The organism is Streptomyces sp. MMG1533 (genome assembly GCF_001279775.1).
Lineage (GTDB): Bacteria > Actinomycetota > Actinomycetes > Streptomycetales > Streptomycetaceae > Streptomyces.
The window spans coordinates 141,259-163,084 of the sequence record NZ_LGDG01000272.1 but is presented as its reverse complement, the minus strand read 5'-3'; the positions used below and the strand labels follow the sequence as shown (position 1 = coordinate 163,084).

Genomic DNA, 21,826 nt, shown 5'->3' with positions numbered 1-21,826 from the left:
CGTGTCGGGGAAGACGATCCGGGGGTGGACGACAACGGCACTCCGCCGGTGATGGGAACCGCACCGGCGGTGAAACTGGTCGAAAGCCAGGCCGGGGGCGAGGGGTCCGCGCGAGTCGTCGATGTGCCCGTCACCTCCGTCAACTCGGCCGACTTCCTGGTGACGGGTGCCGCGTTGAAGGGCAGGGGCGGACCACTTTCCTCGGTGGGGGATCGCGGCCCGACCGCTGCGCGCCTGACGCTCATCAGTTGAACCACGCCGCCCCGGACGGCTGCCGGTGTGGAAGCAACAAGGCAAGGAGATTCCCATGCGGATCGCCAACCTGAAGGGACTGCTGGTCCTGCTGACCGCGCAGGGCGCAGCGGACGTCGAACAGGCCGGCGCAGAACCATGGTCCTCGGCCGGGGATCGTCCGTCGCGGCGCACATGAGGGTGGCACCCGACAGCGCGTGCCGGACGGTGTGGTCGTCGAGGGAGCTCTCCCGGTCGCCGAAGGACTCGGCGACCGGCGGCAGACCGGCCTCACGCCGCAAGGGCGCGAGGAGCCGGTCGGGATCAAGGGACAACAGGTAGTCGAGGGCGGTGGTCTGCGTCCAGGAACGGGCCGGGGAAGGCGTACCGCTGAGGGGGAGTGCCCGCATGAGTCCTTGCCGCTCTTGTCCGAACAGCGGCCCGACACCGGGATCGTCTCGTCAGCCGTGCCGTGGCTGGCGTACCACCGCGATCTCTCCCGGTGCCAGCGTCACCGAGCCCGGCGTCGCCTTGCCGGTGAGGAGTTCGACCGCGTCCTCGGCGACGGGTACTGCCGCGCCGTGGCCGCCGTGGTCGATGAGGAACAGGTAGTCCGCGGACGGGGATCGGCGGCGCACCACCTCGACGCCCTCCGGTGCCGTGCGGACCGGTTCCACTCCGGCCTCGGTGCAGAGGGCGGTGAGGCAGGACGTGAGGGTCGCCGGGTCCGGGTGCGTGGCCAGGTACCAGGCCGTGCCCTCGCCGTACGTGTTCCGTGTCACGGCGGGTACGTCCGTCAGGGGTCCGTCGGTGTACCAGGTCACCGCCTCCGCCCCCTCCAGGCGTACGCGTTCGGACCACAGTGAGGAGGTACCGCCCCCGCGCAGCGCGACCGTGTCGCCGGGTTGCAGCGGGAAGTGCTCGTCCGAGCTGATGCCCAGCGCCTCGCGGAACGCTCCGGGGTAACCGCCCAGCCGGACATGGCAGTTCCGGTCGACGGCTCCGCTGTGAAAGCCGACCGCGAGGGTGCCGCCCCGCTCCGCGAACCCCGCCAGGTTCGCCGCGCCCTCGTCGTCGACCAGGTACAGGCCCGGAACCAGGACCAGACGGTACGGCGACAGGTCCGCGTCCGGGCGTACGAAGTCCACGGCGACGCCCGCCCGCCACAGCGGCTCGTACCAGGCGCGCACCAGGTCCACATAGCGCAGTTGGCTGTTGGGCTGGGCGGGGAATTCCAGGGCCCAACGGGCGTTCCAGTCCCAGGTGATGGCGACCTCGGCCGTGCCGGTGCTGCCCCGCACCTCGGCCAGCGCCTTGAGGTCGGCGCCCAGTCGGACCACGTCCCGCCAGATCTGGCTGTCGGTGCCGGCGTGCGGAACCATCGCCGAGTGCCACTGTTCGGCGCCGGCCTTCGACGCCCGCCACTGGAAGAAGGCGATGCCGTCCGCGCCGTGGGCCACGTGTGCCAGGGCGTTGCGGCGCAACTCACCGGACTTTTTGGCCCGGTTGACGGTCTGCCAGTTCACCGCGCCGGTGGAGTGCTCCATCAGGAACCAGGGGCCGCCCGCCAGCGACCGCATCAGATCGCTGCTCAGCGCGATCTCGATCTCCGCCTCGGGGTCGGTGGACATCGCGTAGTGGTCGTTCGACACCACGTCCAGCTCCGGGGCCCACCGCCAGTAGTCCAGCGCGTCGGTGATCGCCATGAAATTGGTGGTGACGGGAGTGACGGGGGTCGCCTCCCGCACCACGTCCCGTTCCGCCTTGTAGAGCGACAGCAGTTCGTCCGAGCAGAAGCGGCGCCAGTCCAGCAGGTTGGACGGGTTGGGGCCGGCGGCGGTCGCCCGTGGGGGCAGGATCTCGTCCCAGTCGTAGTACCACTGGCTCCAGAAGGTGGTGCCCCAGGCGTCGTTCAGCGCCGCCAGGTCATCGGCGTACTTCGTACGCAGCCAGGCCCGAAACGCCGCCGCGCTGGTGTCGCAGTAGCAGGCGTTGGTGTGGCAGCCGTACTCGTTGTGGATGTGCCACATCGCCACCGCCGGGTGGTCGGCGTACCGCTCGGCGAGCGCGCCCGTGATGCGCAGGGCGGCCTCGCGGTAAGAGTGGCTCGACGGGCAGAACGTCTGGCGGCTGCCGTACGACAGCCGGCGGCCGTCCTTGTCGACCGGCAGCGCCTCCGGGTGGGCACGGTAGAACCACGCCGGGGGCGCCGCGGTCGGCGTCGCGAGGTCGGCGGCGATGCCATTGTCGTGAAGCAGCCCGAGGATCCGGTCCATGCGCGAGAAGTCGTAGGTGCCTTCCGAGGGCTCCAGCAGGGCCCAGGAGAAGATGCCGACGTTGACGATGTTGACGCCGGCCTCGCGCATGAGACGCATGTCCTCGGCCCACACCTCCTCGGGCCACTGTTCGGGGTTGTAGTCGGCGCCGTAGGCGATGCCGGGGACGGAGGGGAAGGGGTGCGTGGTCACTGTGCGGCTCCGGGATCGGCAGAGTTGGTCACTTGAGTCGGGACGTGGCGGTGCTGGTGACGAAGCCACGCTGCAGGGAGGGGGAAGTGCTGTCGTGCACCCGGATGGGGTGTACGTCCTCGTCGGCTGCCGCCGAACGCACCGGTGAAGGCCGAGAGTTGATGGACCGGTGCTTCGTCTGTGCGGCGTCACGCCCCGCAACGCCTGCTATAGGAAACCGGTTGGGGAGAACTTCGGCGAACGCTAGGTGCGGTCTCCGGGTGGTGTCAAGAGGTCAGAACATCCCAAAAGTACGAGTATGACCGGGTGTTCACGTCCGTCGGCGTGACCTTGGCGCAAGCATCCTGACTCATTCGATGCGGCGGTGGCAGCTTCTTGTACCGCTACAAGAAACCGGTTGCTAGCATTTTCAACACCTCGAACAAGGCAGCGACGGTCGGGATCGCCGCGCCATCCCTGCTCGCGCCCCGCAACTCAACGCCCCGCAGCCCCACCGCACCCCGCGCACCCCGCCGACGCCGTGCTCCATCCCGCCGCCCAGCACGCGGCGGGGCCTGCGTGACCAGGCCGAAGCTCACCACCATGTCAAGAGGAGCCGGAACCCGTATGACCGATCCGCTGACGACCTTCAGCCCGGGTGAGGGCCGAAGGCCCCCGAGGGCCGCGTTGCGCTCGGACGCCCCCCGGCTGCTCCTGGACGGCGACTGGAGGTTCCGGCTGTCGCCGTCCACCGCCGAGGCGCCGACGGGCATCGAACGGCCGGACTTCGACGACTCCGGATGGGAGGAGCTGCCCGTCCCCGCCCACTGGCAGTTGCACGGTCACGGTGCCCCGGTCTACACGAACGTCTCCTATCCCTTCCCCCTCGATCCCCCGTACGTCCCGGACGACAACCCCACCGGTGACTACCGCCGAGCCTTCGACCTTCCCGAGGAGTGGAGCGATCTGGGAGCGGCCCTGCGCTTCGACGGGGTGGACTCCTGCTTCACCGCCTGGCTCAACGGGCGGGAACTGGGATGGTCGACCGGCAGCCGGCTGCCCACCGAGTTCGACGTCACCGGGATCGCCCGGCCGGGCCGCAACGTCCTCGCGGTGCGTGTCCACCAGTGGTCTCCCGGCAGCTACCTGGAAGACCAGGACATGTGGTGGCTCTCCGGCATCTTCCGCTCGGTCACGCTTCTCGCCCGCCCTCTGGGAGCGCTCGACGACTTCTTCGTGCACGCGGACTTCGACCACACCACGGGTCGCGGCACCCTGCGCGTCGACACCTCCGCACCCGCCCGGCTGACCGTCGAGGAGCTCGGCCTGTGGGATGTCCCCGCCCAGGGGCCGTATGACATTGCGGCGGTCGAGCCCTGGACGGCCGAGACTCCCCGGCTGTACGCCGGTGAGCTGCGGGCCGGGGGAGAGACGATCCCCCTGCGGTTCGGCTTCCGTACCGTCGCGGTCGAGGACGGGCTGCTGAAGGTCAATGGCCGGCCCGTCCTGCTGCGGGGCGTCAACCGGCACGAGTTCCACCCCGACCACGGGCGCGTTCTCGACGAGGAGACCATGCGCGAGGACATCGTGCTGATGAAGCGCCACAACATCAACGCGGTCCGCACCAGCCACTACCCACCGGACAGCCGGTTCCTGGAACTGTGCGACGAGTTGGGCCTGTGGGTGATGCTGGAGTGCGACCTGGAGACGCACGGCTTCTCCCTGACGGGCGACTGGCGCGGCAATCCCAGCGACGATCCGCGCTGGCGCGAGGCGTACCTGGACCGCATGGAGCGGACCGTCGAGCGGGACAAGAACCACCCCAGTGTCGTCATGTGGTCGCTGGGCAACGAGGCCGGTGACGGCTGCAATCTCCAGGCCATGGCGGAGTGGGCCAAGCGGCGCGACCCGGACCGGCCACTGCACTACGAGCACGACTGGGGCAGTCGCTACACCGACGTGTACAGCCGTATGTACACCTCCCACGAGGAGCTCGACGCCATCGGCCGGCGCGCGGAGGAGCCGCTCGCCGACCCGGTCGCCGACGCGCGGCGGCGCGGGATGCCGGCCGTCGTCGTGGAGTACGCCCACGCCATGGGCAACGGTCCCGGCGGACTCGCCGAATACCAGCGCCTGTTCGAGAAGTACGAACGATGCATGGGCGGCTTTGTGTGGGAGTGGATCGACCACGGCCTGCGCCAGGACGGTTACTTCGCCTACGGTGGCGACTTCGGGGAGGAACTGCACGACGGAAACTTCGTCTGCGACGGCCTGGTGTTCCCCGACCGCACCCCCTCCCCGAGCCTGGCCGAGTACAAGAAGGTCGTGGAACCGGTCCGCATCACCATGGCAGCGGACGGCATCGAGATCGCCAACCTCCACGATTTCCGAGACCTCTCTCATCTGGTTCTGACCTGGTGTCTGGAACACGACGGCGAGAGGACCGCCTCCGGCAACCTGCCGCTTCCGGCGATTCCCGCGGGCAGCCCTCCGGCCCGGCTGCCGTACCCCGCGGCGGACACCGCCGGCACACTCACCGTCAGCGCCCTCCTCGCCAAGGACGAGCCCTGGGCCCCCGCCGGCCATGAGGTCGCCTGGGCCCAACGCATCCCCGAGCAGATGCCCGCACGCCGACCGACCCGCGGGTCCAGGCCGGACCCCGGTCTGTTCGACACCCGCACCGGCCGGCTGACCCGGCTTGGAAACCTGCCCGTCACCGGCCTCCGACTCGACCTGTGGCGGGCGCCGATCGACAACGACCGGCTCGGCCACGATCCGGTGGCGGACACCTGGCGGCGCATCGGCCTGGACCGTCTGCACCACCGTCTCCTCGGCATGGACACCGAGGACGACACGGTGGTCGTACGTACCCGGGTCGCCCCCGCCGCCACCGACCTCGGCATGTACGCCACCTACCACTGGCAGGACACCGACGAGGGACTCCGCCTCACCACCGAGATCGAACCGGACGAAGGCTGGCAGGACATCCCGCTGCCCAGACTCGGACTACGCCTCGCCCTGCCCGCCTGGATCGACCACGTGACCTGGTACGGGCTGGGCCCCGGGGAGGCGTATCCGGACAGTCGCCGCGCCGCGCGCCTGGGCCGGCACAGCGGCACCGTCGACGCGCTGCAGACTCCGTACGTCTTCCCCCAGGAGAACGGCAGCCGGGCCGACGTCCGCTGGGCGGAGCTCACCGGCCCGCGCGGCGGACTACGCGTCACCGGTACTCCGACCTACCACCTGACCGCCCGCCGCTGGACCAGCGAGGACCTCGACACCGCCCGGCACACCGACGAACTCCGCCCCGGCGACGCCGTCCACGTCAACATCGACCTCGCCCAGCACGGACTGGGGTCCGCCGCGTGCGGCCCTCGCGTCCTGCCGCACTACGAGCTGACCGCCCGGTCCGCCGCTTACAGCGTCACCTTGTCGGAGATCTCCGGCAGGTGATCACCGAGTCGTGTTCACCGGCGGGCTCACCCCTTTGTAGTTGATCTGCTTGGCGAGCAGCTGCACTTCGGTGCGGCCGAGGTACTCGGCGCCGGCCTGCGAGACGAAGGCGTTGCGGCGGTCGGCCTTGGTGTCGGAGGCGTAGGTGACGACCTTGACGTTGTTCCAGAACGCGCGCCCGGATCAGTCGCTGCGGCGGGCTCGACTGTCATGCGAGTGTCGTATGGACCAGGCGGCCGTGGAAGATGAGTGAGGCGGCCTGTTTAAGGCGGCGGACGCGGATGCTGACCTCGTAGGCGTCGATGCCGTCGATGGCGGCGACGCTGGTGGTGAGGTAGCGGTAGAAGTCCTCCGCGTCGCGGCAGATGACGCTGACCATCAGGTTGTGGTGGCCGCTGATGGCACCGGCGAAGGCGACTTCGGTGTGCCGCGCGAGTGCCTCCCCGGCCTGTGCGAGGCGGGCGGGGGAGACGCGCAGCCAGAGGGTGGCGTTGAGGGCGTGACCGAGGCGCTCGGGCAGCAGTTCCACGTCGTAGAAGAGCGTGCCTGACGTCTCCAGCGCCTCCAGGCGGCGGGCGACGCGGGCGTTGGACCAGCCGGTGAGCTCGGCGAGGCGGGTGTGGGTGGTGCGGCCGTCCTCGGCGAGGGCTTCCAGCAGGGGGGCGTCCTCGTCCGTGGGGGGCCGCAGTGGTCCGGCGGGGGCGGGTGGCCGGTCGGTGGTGAGCTGCCGCACCTGGTCGGGGGTGAGGCCGTCGCCGTACCCGGTCCATTCGCTGGTGCCGGTCTCGCCGAAGGGGTGCAGGAGGAGGTCGATGCTGACGTCCAGGACCGAGGCGGAGCGGGGCAGTTGACGCAGGAGGATGTCGTCGCGCTCGGCCTCGACGGGGGAGCGGATCATGCAGATGATCTCCGAGCCGCCGGAGGCCAGGTTGGCATAGGCGATGTCCGGCCGCTTGGCCAGGGAGTCCGCCAGGGGCCCGACCCGGTCGGGGCGGGAGCGGATGCGGGCCACCCACTGGGCCTTGCCGTGAACGGCCGGATTGACCAGGCCGACCACGCGCATCACCCCGCTGCGGCGCAAGGCGTGGTAGCGGCGGGCGGCCGTCTGCTCCGACACGCCGGTCACCTCGGCGATGTGCCGGAACGGGAGGCGAGGTGCGCACTGGAGCGCGTGGAGGATTTTACTGTCCACATGGTCGATCACGAGAGGAGTCTGGCACATTCCTGGGGCGGCATAGAAGTTTCTGTTCGTTTTGGGCGGTTGAGTTCATGGTTATGGGCTGCGAGACGGATGCTGGTCGTGTCCTGAAGAAAGGGCGTGACCCCCATGAGCACGCGGCTGGCGCCGACAGCGGCCTGCATCTGCACATTCGTCCTGCTGATGCACCTCACCACGGCGGGCGCGGTGCCGTCCCGCCGGACGGCGCTCCCGCACACCGGTCTCTCTCGCATCCAGCGGGTGATCGGTGACACGGCCCCTGCGCCCGGGCCGGGGCTCCTGGGAGTCCGCGGGCCGGCTGCCCGGCGGGGCGTCGCCGTCGCTCCCTGACCGGCCCGGAGCGCCGTCCTCGCATCCCCCCGCGGGCGCTCCGGGCCTCTGGGCCGCGCTGTGCCGACGAGCCGGTCGCACCCCGCACACGAGCAGTGCCACTTCCCCAGAGAGGCATCCGTCCCCGTGGACCTCACCACCGACGCCTTCCCCTCGACACCCCCGTTAGGCATCCTCGCCAAGCCCCTCGGAGAGCCGGAGCACGCCGACTGGCTCGACGAGAGCTTGTCGTGGAAGCAGACCTGCTGCATCGGTGACTGGTCCTTCCTGCCCCGGCGCCGCTACAGCCACTACTTCCGCAAGATGCTCTCCCCGACGGTGCTGGACGTCGCCGACGCCGAGGTCGGCACGCAGGTCGAGGTCATCTGGGGCAACCCGGGTGACCCGGTCATGCAGATCCGCTCCACCGGTGCCAGCGCCCCGTTCAAGCGCGTCCGCCCCCATGCCGGGCTGCAAGCCCATCTGGCCGCGTACCGGGCGGAGTTCGGGCTGACGGCGTAAGCCGCGGGGCGCCATCACCCACCGACGTCTGGGGGACGCCACCGGCCGCGTCCCCCAGGCAGGGGCTGCCCGCTTCCGCATGGCAGCCCCTGAGCACCACCCACCCAACCGATTGCGGCGCATCACGCCGTACGCAAGAAAACGGAGAATTTCCGTGAACGTCACCACACCGGCGAGCGGGCCGACGGACAGGCGGGCGGCCACCATCGTCATGGCCTGCCTCGGCGTGTTCGTCGCCTACCTGCCGATCACCACGGTCGCGGTCAGCCTGCCCGCCATCCAGCGGGCGCTGAACACCTCGACCGCGCAACTGTCCTGGGTCCAGGACGCGTTCGTCCTGCCCATGGCCGCCTTCATCCTGACCGCCGGCGTCTTCGGCGACGTCCACGGCCGCAAGAAGGTCTTCCAGGCCGGCCTGTTCTTCAGCGCGGCCGGCGCGGCGGTCGCCCTGTGCGCGCACAACATCCAGACCCTGTGGGCCGGGCAGGCCCTGGCCGGTCTCGGCTCGGCCGCGCTGCTGCCCACCACGCTGGCGCTGATCAGCCACGCGGTGCCCGACTTCCGCGAGCGCGGCAAGTTCATCGGCATGTGGGCCATGGCCCTGCTCGCGGCCCTGGCCGTCGGCCCGGTCATCGCCGGCGTGATCCTCGACCACTTCGCATGGCGCTGGATCTACCTGCTGTCCATCCCCCTCTCGCTGGTCGCGACGGCCGTCGCCGCCCCGCTGCTGACCGACTCGCGCGCCCCGCACGGACGCAAGCTCGACTGGCCCGGCCAGATCACCGTGGCCGTCGGCGTCACCGCCCTGGTCTACGGCGTGATCGAGGGCGGTGCCGACTCCTTCACCACGCCGAAGGTGGTCGCCGCCCTCGCACTGGGCGTCGTCGCGCTGATCGCGTTCGTCGTCGCGGAGAAGCGCAGCGCCAGCCCCATGCTGGACCTCGCGGTCTTCCGCAGCGCGGCCTTCACCGCCACCGCCCTGGTCGCCCTGATCACCTTCCTCGGGCTGATCGGCTTCTTCTTCGTCCTCAGCCTGTACTTCGGCATGGTGCAGCAGCTCGGCACTCTGGAGGCCGGCGCCCGCCTGCTGCTGGTCCCGGTCGCCGCGATCGTGGCCGGCGCCCCGGCCGGACGTCTCATGCACCGGGTCCCGGCCCGCTGGATGATCACCGTCGGGCTGCTGCTGATCGCCGGGCCCCTGCTGGCCATGACCAACCTCGACGCCGACACCTCCTACGGCTCCATCGCCTGGCGGCTGATCGTGCTGGGCGTCGGCCTCGGCCTCGTCACCACCCCGATGACGGCCACCGCCGTCGCTGCCGTGCCGCACCAGCTGGCCGGTATGGCCTCGGCCGCCAACAACGCCTTCCGCCAGGTCGGCGGCGCGCTCGGCCCGGCCGTCCTCGGCGCCCTGCTGTCCACCCGCGCCGTCCACACCCTGCCCGGCCACCTCGCCGACGCCGGAGTGACCGGCACCCAGGCCCATACCATCGTCGCCACCGCCAAGGACGGCGGCCTGGGCGCGGTCGCGGGGATGAACCTCGGCTCCACCGCCGGTCAGGTCTACGGCGCCCTGGGCGACTCCCTCATCGACGGCATGCGGCTGTGCCTCATCGTGGCGGCGGTGCTGGTGCTGATCGCGGCCGTGTGCGCGGTCACCCTCCTGCGCCAGCCCAAGCAGGCCGCGGCGGGTGCGGCTAAGGCCGCGGGCACGGCACAGCACGGCCGCCCGGACGCCGCCGCCGAGAACGCTCAGGCGGCGGGCACCGCTCAGCCCGTGGGAGACCGGCGCGGCTGACCGGGCGACGAGGGACAGACGGGGCATCGCCCGGGCCGGTCACACCGACTCGGGCGATGGCCCGCCCCCGTGCCGGGCCGGCGTTGTCGCCGCGTCCGGGGTGCGGTATGCGGTAAGTCAGCGGCGGGCACCGAGCAGGGCCGTTCGACACCGCCCCGACCTCGGCCGATTCGGGGCCAGACAGAGGGCAATTGCCTCTGACTGGCTCCGAGCAGCTCGGGTCGAATCGGGGTCGAATCAGAGCGGTTTCCTCTGACTGCCTCCGATCGCCTCTGCAACCCGTCCTGGCAGGTCACAGCCGGTCCGATCCCGGAAAGTCGCAGGTCAGAAAGGTGCTCCAGGAATCCCGGCGTATAGCACGACTCGTCTGCCGCTCTGCATTTCCACAGGTCAGACGCGGTGTTCTTCAGCGAAGTAAACCGTCCGGGTCGCATCCAGGTTGATTTCGGGCCCACGTATTGTCCGTCCCGTCCAACCCGTGGACGGACAGGGCGGACATATCGGCTCCTGGCCCTCTGCGCCGACGGTCTCGTCGAAACCCCCGACCGTGATCCCGACGAGGGATACGCCCTTCTCCGTGACGCCCTCGCCACACCAGGCCGCCCCCTGGAGGAAACGTGCGAGGATGCCCTGCGCTGCGTGCTGCCCGAGATCCGTACCGACGACGCGGCTCTCCTCCTGGCCCGGACCCGGGCCCTGGCGGCACAGCGCCTCGTCTTCGGCGTGGTGATCTCACTCGCCACCCCGGCGACCGAGGGGCTCTGTTGGTTCCGTGCCCTTCCACCCTCAACGGAGAGCGGGCGCCGGTGCTCGGGCCCATGCCGCGCGTTCTTCTTGGCGAGCCCGTTCCAGAAGATCGTCTTCTTCGCGGTTCGGCAGTGGTTTCGACCCTTGTCCGGGGAGTCGCGTGAGTGTTGCTCGCGGTAGCTGATGGAACATGCGAGCTCTGTCCTACGGCGCTGATGGTCTGGAGCAGGCTGGGGCAGACCTCGGCCCGTCCGATGAGCGGCAGTGGGCCGAGGCTCGCCGCCCCCAGTACGCCGTTGTCGTGGTGGACGCATGCACCGCGCAGCTTGACCGTCTCCCCGTTGATCCGCAGTCCGTGCTCGGGGTCCAGGCCCAGGGAACGGATGCCGAAGGTGACTCTCTCGGCGTCCACGGCCGCTTCGGCGTCCGTGAGGGCCACGGCAGCGCCGTAGAGGGCCGGTGTCTTGGGGCTCCACAGCAACGGGGCGTGGACGTACAGGCGTTGGCGTACGGTCGCGGGCTCGCCCGGCAGCACCGTGGCCTTCGAGACGTCGCTCGCGACGACGCTCCCGTTGGCGTCGCGGATCTCCGTGACGAGGTCGACCGTGCGGATCGCGATCGAGTCGTTCTCGACCCTCGTCGCGATCTCGACCACCGCTCGCTCCCCGTCGATGTCGGGAGTGGTGACCCGAACCCCGTGGGGGGCGATCCGGACCACCTCTCCGACGAGCATCCACGTGTCGCGGTAGACGCCCGCGCCGGTGTACCAGCGCGAGTCGCGATGGGTGCGGGCCTCGACAAGCGGATCTCGTTGTCCTCGCCGAAGCGCAGGAAACGGTCGGCGTCGATGAAGAAGTGCTGGTAGCCGAAGGAGCGTTGACCGGCGTAGTCCCCGTTGATGTGGACGGCGGCGTCCCGGTACACGCCCTCGAACACGGCGGTCAGCCGTACCGCAACGGCGGTAGGCGCGACCTCACTTCACCCCTCCAGTTCACCTTTTGGACATCTCAGATACCCCTGCAATTACCCCGCAATTCTCAGCGGTTTCTCACACGCCCTGGGTTACGTGTGCCTGGCCAGCCGGTCCGGAACGTACGACGAAGGAGGCGCAAGGTGGCACCACTACCCCAGGTGACCGCACTGCGGAAGGCGCAGGGCCGCGAGGCGGACCAGGAGGACGAGCAGCCGCTGCACGTGGCGAGCCGACTGCACGCGTTCAACCGGTTCGAGCTGAAGTATCTCGTGCCGGTCGAGCAGGCCGCCGAGATCCGGGACGAGCTGGCGGAGCGGATGGACCGGGACCTCAACAGCCCGGTCGGCGGCTACGGCGTGTGGAGTCTGTACTACGACACTCCGCAGCTGCGGTTCTACTGGGAGAAGATCGAGGGCCTGAAGTTCCGGCGCAAGCTGCGCATCCGCCACTACGGGGACTTGGACGGCGTCACCGACGAGTCCGCTGTGTGCGTGGAGATCAAGCAACGCGTCAACCGGGTCACGCAGAAGCGCCGGATCACCCTTCCCTACGGCGTCGCACGGAAGCTGTGCGACGGCCGGGAGATGGTGGAGCACTCGCCCAGGGAGCGGGCCTTCATCCATGAGGTGCTCGAACTGGTCATCCGGCTGAACCTGCAGCCCACTGCGATCACCGGCTATCAGCGTGAGGCGCTGGTCGGCCGAGGCGCGGACACCGGGCTGCGGGTGACCTTCGACCGGCGCATCCGCGGCAGGGACCGGGACTTCCACTTCGGCACCGCCGTTCCCGAGAACCGGTTCACCATCCCGCCGCACATGTCGGTGATGGAGATCAAGGTCAACGAGCGCACCCCGCACTGGATCACCGACCTCGCCGCCCGCCGGAACCTCAGCCTCATCCGGGTCTCCAAGTACGTGCAGTCCATCGAGGCGTTCGGCCTGGCACCCCGATCCGTCTTCCACGTCAACGAGGCGGACTATCCGCCGCCCACCCCCACCGAGCAGTCGCTGCCCCAGCAGCGGTCGGCGCACGACGCGCCCTTGAAAGCAGGAGCACAGTGAACTTCGATCTGCAGGAACTCAGCGGTACGTTCAGCGTCGCCGACGTGGTCGCGGCCATGGCGCTGTCGTTCATCCTGAGCACGGTGATCGGTTACGTGTACCGGTACACGCACCGCAACGTTTCCTACAGCCAGTCCTACGTCCAGACCCTCGTCATCGTCGGCATGATCGTCGCCCTGATCATGCTGGTCGTCGGGTCCAACCTGGCCCGGGCGTTCTCGCTGGTCGGAGCACTGTCCGTCGTCAGGTTCCGCAACGCGGTCAAGGAGACCAGGGACGTCGGCTTCATCTTCCTGGCCATGGCGATCGGCATGGCCTGCGGTGCCCGGTTCTACACGTTGGCCGCGGTCGGCGCCGTGGTGATCTGCGTCGTCATCCTCGTGATGTTCAAGTTCAACTGGTTCGCCCTGAACGTCCAGCGCCAGGTCGTCAAGGTTCAGGTTCCGGCCGGCGAGGACTACTCGTCGGACATCCGCGACGTCCTCATCCGCTACACCAGTGAGTTCGAGCTGGTGAGCACGGAGACGATCCGCGGCGGGGCGCTGACCGAGGTGTTCTACACCGTGCGCATGAAGAAGGGCACCGAGCCCAGCGACCTGGTGACCGCGTTGCAGGAGCGCACCTCCGGTCAGCGGGTGACCGTCCTGACCGGTTACGACACGACCGATCTGTGATGAGCGACGGCGAGACGGCCCGCAAGCCGCGGCGGCTACGGGACCGCGTCCCCGTCCGGCTGCGGCACCACTGGAAGCCGGCCGCGGCCCTGTGCGCGGGTCTGGCGGTGATGGTCTATTTCTTCGGCGACGCCCGCATATCGCCGTACGTCACCTCGTCCTCCAGCGTGGAGGCCGACACGATCACCGACAACGTGCGGGGCTCGGTCGATCTCTACGACACGTCGGTGTCCCACTCGGTCCAACTCGAGTACGACCAGACCGAGTTCGACAAGATGATGAAGGAGTTCCGTGAGGACGGCACCAAGGAGTACGTCAAGGCCGACCTCACCATCGACGGCGTGTATCTCGAGGACGTCGGGATCCGCCTGAAGGGGAACTCCACCCTGATGTCCCTGCGCGGCAACGGCCAGGGCATGCCCGGTGGCGGCCGGACCATGCCTGACGGCGCCGGAGACGCGCAGGGCGACCCGGGCCGGCTGCAGGACGGCGGGACCGGGGGCCGGGACCGCGGCCAGAGCAACGGCGGCGGTCCCGGCGCAGCCGCCGGAGGCATGGGCGGAGGCATGGGCGGGGTCACGCAGTACAACCTCTCGGCGAAGAAGCCCGAGGAACTGCCCTGGCTCATCAAGATCGACGAGTATGTCGAGGGCCGCGCCTACCAGGGCGAGCGGGAAATCTCGCTCCGCCCCGGCAGCAACAACCAGGTGCCGGTCAACGAGGCGCTCTCGCTGACCCTGATGGACAGCACCGGCCAGAAGGCCGAGCGCTACGCCTTCACCAAGGTCAAGGTCAACAACCGCCCGGTCACGACCCGGCTGATGGTCGAGGCCCCCGACACCGATTACGCCGAGTCCATCCAGGACGGCAAGGGTGTGCTGTACAAGGCCCGGGCCGGCGGCAGCTTCGAGTACAAGGGCGACGACCCCACCGACTACGAGGACTCCTTCAAGCAGCTCAACAAGGTGGGCAGCCAGGACCTGGAACCGGTCATGAAGCTCATCAAGTGGGCCGACAAGGCGTCGGACAAGGAGTTCGAGGAGGAGCTGGACCAGTACGTGGACGTCGAGTCCCTCGCCACGTACGTCGCCGCGCAGAACCTGCTGCTGAACTTCGACGACATGGCCGGGCCGGGCAAGAACTACCTGCTCTGGTACGACCTGGACACCAAGAAGTTCTCGGTACTGGGGTGGGACTACAACATCACCTTCAGCGGGGATGCGACGTCCGGCCCGGACGACGACACCGGGATGTCCGGTCTCTTCGGCGGCGGCCAGGGCGGCAACGGTGCCGGCCAGAACGGCCAGGGCCAGGGCCAGGGCGATCAGCAAGGACAGGATCAACAGGGCGCGCCTTCGGGGACGCCGTCGGGTATCCCGCAGGGCGAGATGCCTTCGGGAATGCCTTCGGGAATGCCTTCTGGGATGCCGGAGAACATGCCGGAAGGCGGTATGCCCTCCGGAATGCCGGGCGGCGCGCAGGGCGGTGGCCAGGGCGGCCAAGGTGAGCAGGGCGACCAAGGCGGTCAGGGCGACCAGCAGGTCCCGGGCGGCGGCGAGGGCGGCAGTTTCATGGGCCACCCCCTCAAGGAGCGCTTCCTGGAGTCGGACGCCTTCGACGGCATCTACAAGAAGGCCTACCGGCGCCTGTACGAGAAGTTCTACAGCTCGGGCACCGCTCTGAAGGCCCTGGACCGCATCGCCGATCAGGTCCACGAGGCCGGCACGGACTCCAAGGCCCTCGACTCCGCCGTCGAGAAGCTGCGCAAGACGGTCACCGAGCGCACCGCCGCGCTGGCGAAGAACAAGGAGGTCACCGGCTGACTCCTCCCGCCCGGACGGACCCTGTTCCAAGGGCCGTCCGGGCGTCCCGTGCATCCGGTTCGGCCGGGTGAACCGCACGCTGCATGACCGCTCCCACCCCAAGGAACCGCCGATGCCCGTCGTGCCGTCCGGACCCTCGCTCGCCAGGCACACCGTTCTCGTCGTCGAGGACGATCCGAGCATCCGCACCCTGCTCACGTCCGCACTGCACGCCGCGGGGTATGCCGTGGCCACCGCCGACAGCGGGCGGAGTGCCATGTTCGAAGCGGGTCGGTGCCAGCCGGATCTGATCCTGCTGGACGTGGGGCTTCCGGACACGGACGGCTTCGCGGTGACGCGGCATCTGCGAGCGGAGGGCGTCTACACCCCGGTGCTGTTCCTGACGGCTCGTACGGACATCGAGGACCGGATCATCGGGCTCAGCTCGGGCGGCGACGACTACGTCACCAAACCCTTCCACGTACAGGAGGTGCTGCTGCGCATCCGGGCCATCCTGCGCCGCAGCAGCGCCCCACCGCTCGCCGGGGCCAGGCGTGGGCCGCTGCGCTATGCCGACCTCACCCTCGACGAGGAGAGCCACGAGGTGCACAGGGCGGGCCACCCCGTACGACTGTCCCCGACCGAGTTCCGCCTCCTGGTGTGCCTGCTCTCCCAACCCGAACGAGTGCTGGACAAACGGGAGATCCTCAATCAGGTCTGGCACTACGACTTCGCGGGCGACGCGCGTATCGTCGACACCTACGTGCGCAACCTGAGACGCAAGATCGACTGTGTCCCGCCCACGCTCATCCACACAGTACGCGGGGTCGGCTACTGCCTGCGGACTCTCCACGAAGGTCCGGGAGCGGCGGCGCTGTGAAGCGGCCGCCGTGGCATCCGCGCTCCCTGCGCGCCCGGATGGTACTTGGAACCACCGTGCTGGCCACATCCGCGGTTCTGCTCTGCCAGGCCGCGGGACTCACGGTGCTGCGCTCCTGGCTCACGGGCCAGGTGGACGAGCGCCTCGCCGATTTCCGGCCGCCGTCCCGGTTTTACGAGGACGCGGCCAAGGGCGAGGATCTCCCCGAGCGGCCCGGCCACGGCGACGTACTGCCGTCGGACTTCCGGGTGTATTTCTACGACGGATCCGGCCGCCTGCTGTCGGGTTCGCTGGGCGGCGGTCGTGACGACGGACCACGGCTGCCCCGAGTCGTGGCGGCGCTGGGTCTGACGGACGGCCGGCCCGCAACCGTGCCGGACGGCACGGGCGACGGGGACTGGCGCGTCATGGCCGACGCCGGACCCGACGGCATGCGCGCCGTCGTGGCGCTGCCGCTGGACACCGTGGAGGGCGCGACGTCCAAGCTGCTGTGGTTCAGCCTGACCATGGGCGCGGTGGTTGCAGCCGGTGTCGTCCTCTTCGGCAACGTCGTCGTACGGCTGGGGCTGCGAACGCTGACCCGGGTAGAGCTCACCGCACGGCGCATCGCGGACGGCGAACTGGAGCTGAGGGTCCCGGACAGCGACGCCGACACGGAGGTCGGTCACCTCGGGCGCGCCCTGAACACCATGCTCGACCGGTTGCGTACGGCACTGCACCGCACGGAGGCGTCCGAGCAGCAGCTGCGCCACTTCCTCGCCGACGCCGGACACGAGCTGCGCACTCCGCTCACCTCACTCCAGGGATTCGCGGAACTCCTGCTGGGCGACCCGCACATGTCGGTCCACCGGCGCGAGGAGGCCCACCAGCTGATCGCACGGAACGCCGACCGGATGAGCCGCCTCGTCGACGACTTGTTCCTCCTGGCCAAGCTCGGGGACAGCCCGGCCATGCGGTGGGAACCGGTCGACCTGCTCTCGCTCGCCGCCGACAGCATCACGACGAGTGCCGTACACCACCCCGGCCGCAGTATCGTTCTCGACCCGCTCACCGGTGCGGCCGGTGCCCGTGAACAAGCGGACCTGGAGGTCGTCGACACCCTGGGCGACGCTCACCAGCTCGCGCAGGTCACCACGAATCTCCTCACCAACGCCTGCGTCCACACCCCGCCCGGCACCAGGATCCAGGTTCGCGTGGGCACCCTGCGCACCGGCCCGCACTCCGGAGGCACGGACCGCCCCGACCGCACCAGCGCCAACCGGCCGCTTCCTCCCGGCATCCGGGTCTGTGCCATCGAGGTGGCCGACGACGGACCGGGTCTTGAGGCGGCGGACGCGCGACGGGTGTTCGACCGTTTCTACCGCGCCGGTCCCACCGGCGGAGCGGACGCCGAACCCGGCTTTGGTCTGGGACTGGCGATCTCTTCCGCCATCGCCGAGGCCCACGGGGGACGTCTGGAAATCGAAACCCGGCCCGGCGAGGGCTGCACCTTCCGTCTGCTCCTGCCGCACGGGCCCATGGCCGCCGTGGCGCGGCACACGCCGGGGCCTACGGCCCAGGCGCCCTCTCTACCCGGCTGACCTCGGCTTGGACGCCGTTCCCGACCCCTCGTGAAGCGAAGGAGTTCCACTGGTGAAACTCAGCACTGTTCGACTGGGGCAAGACCGTACGGCTGCCGCGCGACTGCAGAAGAAACACTGTGTGCTGCTGCCCTACCCCGACGTCGGTGCGCTGATCGCCTCCGGCGTCGGCTGGCGGGAGCGGGCAGGCGCCGACACCGGCGAGCGCCACCGGCTGGACGACGTGTCCTACGCGCCCCTGATCCTCCATCCGAGCAAGATCGTTCACGTCGGCCCCAACTACGCGTCCCGTGCGCGGGAAACGGGACAGCCCCTCCCAGCCGCGCCGGAGTTCTCCGTACGGGACCACGGCCGTGTCCTCGGCGCCCACGACGACATCCACCTGCCCGCTGAGGGCCACCATGTGGACATGGGCGCCGAGCTGGGCGTGGTGATCGGGCGCCGGGCCCGTGGGGTGACGGCCGAAGCGGCGCTGAGCCACGTCGCCGGGTACACCGTGGTCAACGATGTCACCCTGCGCGGTCGACTCGACGGCACGCCCGCCTCCGCGCCGGGGCCCCAGGAGGCCGTCGCCATCCCCGTGGGGCCCGCCCTCGTCACCACCGACGACGCGCCGATGGGCGGCCGCGGCCTGGCCGTCAGCTGCGTCCTGGGCGGGCGCGTCACGCAGAAGGCCAACACCACGGAGCTGCTGTTCGATGTCGCCACGGTCATCGCTCGCGTGAGCACCGTTGTCACCCTGCTCCCCGGCGACCTGATCGCGACCGGGACACCGGCCGGAGCGGGTGCCGGCCGCGACCCGGAGGTGTTCCTCCGACCGGGAACGGAGGTGGTCAGTGTGATCAAAGGTGTCGGCGAACTGCGGAACGCCGTGGTGCGGCCGCGCTCATAGGGCCCCGTGGGAACCCTTTCGGCCATTGATCTGACTACCCGTCAATTCCCTGCATCCTCCCTCTGCCCCCACAGGCGAGGTGGCAACAGTGAAGCCGCGGCCCTCGACCAGGGCCTCGGAGCCGCAGTCTGCCGTCCCCTCACGCCTGAGGAAGCCATGACTCCCACCCCCCACCTCACCTCACGAACCATCCCCCTGGGGTGTACGGCGCCTTTCCAGCCCGCCGACCGCTCCGCTCTTCCGCAGGCCGGCGCGGCGACCGTGGACATCGTCGTCCCGGTCCACAACGAGGAGCGCGCCCTGCCGGGCTGCCTGCGCACCCTCCACGCGCGCCTCCGTGACGGCTTTCCCTTTCCCTGGCGCATCACGGTCGCGGACAACACCAGATGCCGTCCTCCCCGGACGGAACCGCAGGCAAGGCCCCGAGCGGGCGCGGCGGCTTCGGCGGCGGTGCGGAACTCGCCAGTGACCAGCGCAAGCTCCTGAAGTATGCCGTCGAGCACGCGCCCGACGCGCGCATCAAGCTCGCGGTCGAGGGCCGCGCCAACTTCGCCGGCGCCTTCATCCTGGGCAGCGACGAGAGGGTCATCGGCATGGGCGGCTTCACCAACGCCGACAACGCGCCGTCGGTCGCGCAACTGGAGAAGTGGACCGAGAACGGCGAACTGCGCTACATCTTGGGCTCGGATTCGGGCTCGGGCGGTGGCGGCATGCCGGGCGCGTCCAGTAACTGGACCAAGCAGCGCTCCGGCTGGATCTCCAAGAACTGCACGAAGGTTCCGGCCTCCGTGTACTGCGACAGCTCCGGCACGTCGTCGCAGGAAACCGGCGGCGGGGCGATGGGATTCGGAGCAAGCAACGTGCTGTACGACTGCGCCGCCAAGTAACCGGCAGCGAGACATCAAGGGCACAGTCCAGAGCGACAGACGCCCGAACGACAGAACGGACCGCACCGCCTCATGACCGAGCAGCCCGCGACAGCGGGGCCACGACACCGGCTCCTCGTGGTCGAGGACGAACCCAGCATCCGCACACTGCTGGAGTCCACCCTCCGGCTCACCGGGTACGACGTGAGCAGCGCGGAGAGCGGGCAGGCGGCCCTTGTGGAGGTCGAACGACTGGAACCGCATCTGGTGCTGCTCGACGTGATGCTGCCGGATCTGGACGGATTCGAGGTGACGCGCAGACTGCGGGCGGCGGGCAACGACGTTCCGGTGTTGTTCCTGACCGCCCGCACCGGCCTCGACGACCGCATCACGGGCCTGACCGCCGGGGGCGACGACTACGTCAGCAAGCCGTTCAGCATCGAGGAGGTGCTGCTGCGCATCGAAGCCATCCTGCGCCGCACGGCACCCGGAACCGAACTGCCTGCTGTACAGGACGTCCTGCGCTACGCCGACCTGGAACTGGACGAGCGCGCACACGAAGTGCACCGGGCCGGGCAGTACATCTCGCTGTCACCCACCGAGTTCAAGCTCCTGGCCTACCTCATGGGCAACGCGGGCCAGGTGGTGACCAAGGTCCAGATCCTCGACCATGTCTGGAGCTACGACTTCGCGGGCGATGCCCGCATCATCGAGACGTACGTCAAGTACCTGCGCAGGAAGATCGACTGTTTCGACCCGCCGCTCATCCACACCGTGCGCGGTGTCGGCTACTGCCTGCGGCTGCCCCGCGACCATGGTGGGGCAGCCGACCAGTGACCAGGCTCCTTCCCTCGCCGCCGAGGTCGCTGCGCCGGCGCCTGATCCTGGGCGTGACCCTCCTGGCCACCGCGGCGGTGCTGACCTCCGAGGTGATCGGCTTCGTCGTTCTGCGCTCCTGGCTGCTGGACCGGGTCGACCAGCAGCTCGTCGAGTTCCATCCGCCGGCTCCCGCGTTCCGCGACGCGCTCGACAACAGGCTCCCGGCTCCGCAAGAGCGCCCGAGCATGCTGCCCTCGGACTTCCGCGTCTACTTCTACGACACTTCCGGCCGTCGCCTGAACGACTCCCTCGGCTCCGAGGACAAGCCGGGCCCTCGGCTCTCCGGATCCGCGCAGAATCTCGGACTGCGGGACGGGTATCCCGAAACGGTGTCCGCCGTCAGCGGCGACGGCCGCTGGCGAGTACTGCGCAACCCGGGCCCCGACGGCATGAGCGCGGTGGTCGCGCTGCCCCTCGACACCGTCGACGGCGCCACCTCCAAGCTGCTGTGGCTGAACGCCGTGCTGCTCGTCGTCACGATCGCCGCACTGCTCGCGCTGGCCCGCTGGGTCGTCCGACTGGGGCTGCTGCCCCTGACCCGCATGGAGCGGACCGCCGCCGACATCACCGCGGGGCAGCTCGGCCTGCGCCTGGCCGACACCGATGCGCGCACCGAGATCGGACGGCTGGGGCGAGTCCTCAACACCATGCTGGACCGTTTGCAGAGGGCGCTCCTGGAACGGGAGGCCTCGGAAGCCCGGCTGCGCCGGTTCGTCGCTGACGCCGGACACGAACTGCGCACCCCGCTCACCGCGATCCAGGGCTATGCCGAACTCGCCCTGCGTCCCGAACAGCGCCCGACGCGCGAACGGCGCGAGGCCAACCGGCTCATCGCCCAGAACGCGGAACGCATGAGCCTGCTCGTCGACGACCTCCAACTGCTGGCCACCCTGGACAGGGAACCCTCGTACCGGAGACAGCCCGTCGACCTGCTGTCCCTGGCGGCCGACGCCGTGAGCGCCGCCGCCGTCCACAGCGGGTCCCACCCCGTCGACCTGGGCCCGCTGCACACTCCGGACGATCCGGCCGGTACCCATGAGCTGGACCTCGCGGAGACGGTCGGCGACCCGCACCGGCTGCGGCAGATCGTCGAGAACCTGCTGTCCAACGCGCGCACCCACACCCCGGCCGGGACCCGCGTCCACGTCCGGGTCGGCACGACCGAGGTCGGCCCCCGCACGGGTGGCGTCGACCGTCCCGGACGTACCAGCGCTTCCCCGCCGCTGCCGGAGCGCCTTCCCATCAGCGTCATCGAAGTGGCCGACGAAGGGCCGGGTCTCGCTCCCGTCGACGCCGAGCACGTCTTCGAACGGTTCTACCGGGCCGACCCTGCCCGCTCCCGCGCCCAGGGCGGCAGCGGGCTCGGCCTGTCGATCGCGGCCGCCATCGCAGAGGGCCACGCCGGCCGTCTCGAACTCGACACCGGTCCCGGCGAGGGCTGCACGTTCCGCCTGGTGCTGCCCACCGACGGTTCCGGCGGGGATCCTTCCTGA

17 protein-coding genes and 3 pseudogenes are annotated in these 21,826 nt (G+C 69.8%); 15 read left to right on the top strand and 5 right to left on the bottom strand.

Features of this window, described 5'->3' with window-relative positions:
- On the top strand, positions 1-252 hold a 252-nt coding region (locus ADK57_RS51835; RefSeq protein WP_420711971.1), incomplete at its 5' end, for a hypothetical protein.
- Between the two features lie 55 nt (positions 253-307).
- Positions 308-430, top strand: coding sequence for a hypothetical protein (locus ADK57_RS52135; RefSeq protein WP_267890804.1), 123 nt, complete (start codon positions 308-310; stop codon positions 428-430).
- 31 nt (positions 431-461) lie between these two features.
- Here the strand turns inward: ADK57_RS52135 and ADK57_RS52705 are convergent.
- Both ADK57_RS52705 and ADK57_RS42520 read right to left on the bottom strand, forming a co-directional pair.
- Positions 462-641, bottom strand: a pseudogene (locus tag ADK57_RS52705) (hypothetical protein); the annotation flags it as partial.
- Between the two features lie 51 nt (positions 642-692).
- Complete coding sequence (locus ADK57_RS42520; protein ID WP_053755108.1) at positions 693-2,699, bottom strand: beta-galactosidase; 2,007 nt, start codon at positions 2,697-2,699, stop codon at positions 693-695.
- Between the two features lie 606 nt (positions 2,700-3,305).
- On the opposite strand from ADK57_RS42520, the gene ADK57_RS42515 reads away from it, so the two are divergent.
- Positions 3,306-6,131 (top strand): glycoside hydrolase family 2 TIM barrel-domain containing protein, encoded by a 2,826-nt coding sequence (locus ADK57_RS42515; RefSeq protein WP_053755107.1) that lies wholly within the window; start codon positions 3,306-3,308, stop codon positions 6,129-6,131.
- A 30-nt stretch (positions 6,132-6,161) separates the two neighbouring features.
- Here ADK57_RS42515 and ADK57_RS51830 read toward each other — a convergent pair.
- Together ADK57_RS51830 and ADK57_RS42510 are read right to left on the bottom strand one after the other, a co-directional pair.
- Positions 6,162-6,296 (bottom strand): annotated as a pseudogene (locus ADK57_RS51830) (rhamnose ABC transporter substrate-binding protein); the annotation flags it as partial.
- Positions 6,297-6,339: 43 nt separating this feature from the next.
- Positions 6,340-7,335: an Lrp/AsnC family transcriptional regulator gene (locus ADK57_RS42510; protein ID WP_053755106.1), complete on the bottom strand. Its 996-nt coding sequence runs from the start codon at positions 7,333-7,335 to the stop codon at positions 6,340-6,342.
- A gap of 471 nt (positions 7,336-7,806) precedes the next feature.
- Between ADK57_RS42510 and ADK57_RS42500 the strand changes: the two genes are divergently transcribed.
- The 3 genes from ADK57_RS42500 to ADK57_RS49595 all read left to right on the top strand — a co-directional run bounded on the left by ADK57_RS42500 (position 7,807) and on the right by ADK57_RS49595 (position 10,906).
- Complete coding sequence (locus ADK57_RS42500) at positions 7,807-8,181, top strand: hypothetical protein (RefSeq protein WP_053755104.1); 375 nt, start codon at positions 7,807-7,809, stop codon at positions 8,179-8,181.
- 154 nt (positions 8,182-8,335) lie between these two features.
- Complete coding sequence (locus ADK57_RS42495; protein ID WP_199830801.1) at positions 8,336-9,979, top strand: DHA2 family efflux MFS transporter permease subunit; 1,644 nt, start codon at positions 8,336-8,338, stop codon at positions 9,977-9,979.
- Positions 9,980-10,378: 399 nt separating this feature from the next.
- Positions 10,379-10,906, top strand: a complete 528-nt coding sequence (locus ADK57_RS49595; RefSeq protein WP_234390582.1) for a SpoIIE family protein phosphatase — start codon at positions 10,379-10,381, stop codon at positions 10,904-10,906.
- Positions 10,907-11,165: 259 nt separating this feature from the next.
- On the opposite strand, the pseudogene ADK57_RS51825 reads toward ADK57_RS49595, so the two are convergent.
- A pseudogene (locus ADK57_RS51825) lies at positions 11,166-11,459 on the bottom strand (glycoside hydrolase family 2); the annotation flags it as partial.
- 461 nt (positions 11,460-11,920) lie between these two features.
- Here ADK57_RS51825 and ADK57_RS42480 point away from each other — a divergent pair.
- The 9 genes from ADK57_RS42480 to ADK57_RS42440 all read left to right on the top strand — a co-directional run bounded on the left by ADK57_RS42480 (position 11,921) and on the right by ADK57_RS42440 (position 21,826).
- Positions 11,921-12,760 (top strand): polyphosphate polymerase domain-containing protein, encoded by an 840-nt coding sequence (locus ADK57_RS42480; RefSeq protein ID WP_053755121.1) that lies wholly within the window; start codon positions 11,921-11,923, stop codon positions 12,758-12,760.
- Positions 12,757-13,434: a DUF4956 domain-containing protein gene (locus tag ADK57_RS42475; RefSeq protein ID WP_053755101.1), complete on the top strand. Its 678-nt coding sequence runs from the start codon at positions 12,757-12,759 to the stop codon at positions 13,432-13,434. Before ADK57_RS42480 ends, ADK57_RS42475 begins: the two co-directional genes overlap by 4 nt.
- Positions 13,434-15,257, top strand: a complete 1,824-nt coding sequence (locus ADK57_RS42470; RefSeq protein ID WP_053755100.1) for a CotH kinase family protein — start codon at positions 13,434-13,436, stop codon at positions 15,255-15,257. The genes ADK57_RS42475 and ADK57_RS42470 overlap by 1 nt, the downstream gene beginning before the upstream one ends.
- Before the next feature lie 112 nt (positions 15,258-15,369).
- Positions 15,370-16,116, top strand: coding sequence for a response regulator transcription factor (locus tag ADK57_RS42465; RefSeq protein ID WP_053755099.1), 747 nt, complete (start codon positions 15,370-15,372; stop codon positions 16,114-16,116).
- A 38-nt stretch (positions 16,117-16,154) separates the two neighbouring features.
- Positions 16,155-17,696: a sensor histidine kinase gene (locus tag ADK57_RS42460; protein WP_053755120.1), complete on the top strand. Its 1,542-nt coding sequence runs from the start codon at positions 16,155-16,157 to the stop codon at positions 17,694-17,696.
- 52 nt (positions 17,697-17,748) lie between these two features.
- A complete protein-coding gene (locus tag ADK57_RS42455) occupies positions 17,749-18,588 on the top strand; it encodes a fumarylacetoacetate hydrolase family protein (protein ID WP_053755098.1) in 840 nt (279 codons plus the stop codon).
- Positions 18,589-18,974: 386 nt separating this feature from the next.
- Positions 18,975-19,475, top strand: coding sequence for a hypothetical protein (locus tag ADK57_RS42450; RefSeq protein WP_053755097.1), 501 nt, complete (start codon positions 18,975-18,977; stop codon positions 19,473-19,475).
- A gap of 72 nt (positions 19,476-19,547) precedes the next feature.
- Positions 19,548-20,291: a response regulator transcription factor gene (locus tag ADK57_RS42445; RefSeq protein WP_053755096.1), complete on the top strand. Its 744-nt coding sequence runs from the start codon at positions 19,548-19,550 to the stop codon at positions 20,289-20,291.
- The gene (locus tag ADK57_RS42440) at positions 20,288-21,826 is read left to right on the top strand and encodes a sensor histidine kinase (protein ID WP_053755095.1); all 1,539 of its coding nucleotides are present in this window, start codon (positions 20,288-20,290) and stop codon (positions 21,824-21,826) included. Before ADK57_RS42445 ends, ADK57_RS42440 begins: the two co-directional genes overlap by 4 nt.

Coding starts and splice junctions, on each gene's coding strand:
- ADK57_RS52135 (WP_267890804.1), top strand. CDS start 308: ATGCGGATCGCCAACCTGAAGGGACTGCTGGTCCTGCTGACCGCGCAG.
- ADK57_RS42515 (WP_053755107.1), top strand. CDS start 3,306: ATGACCGATCCGCTGACGACCTTCAGCCCGGGTGAGGGCCGAAGGCCC.
- ADK57_RS42470 (WP_053755100.1), top strand. CDS start 13,434: ATGAGCGACGGCGAGACGGCCCGCAAGCCGCGGCGGCTACGGGACCGC.
- ADK57_RS42465 (WP_053755099.1), top strand. CDS start 15,370: ATGCCCGTCGTGCCGTCCGGACCCTCGCTCGCCAGGCACACCGTTCTC.
- ADK57_RS42460 (WP_053755120.1), top strand. CDS start 16,155: ATGGTACTTGGAACCACCGTGCTGGCCACATCCGCGGTTCTGCTCTGC.
- ADK57_RS42450 (WP_053755097.1), top strand. CDS start 18,975: ATGCCGTCCTCCCCGGACGGAACCGCAGGCAAGGCCCCGAGCGGGCGC.
- ADK57_RS42445 (WP_053755096.1), top strand. CDS start 19,548: ATGACCGAGCAGCCCGCGACAGCGGGGCCACGACACCGGCTCCTCGTG.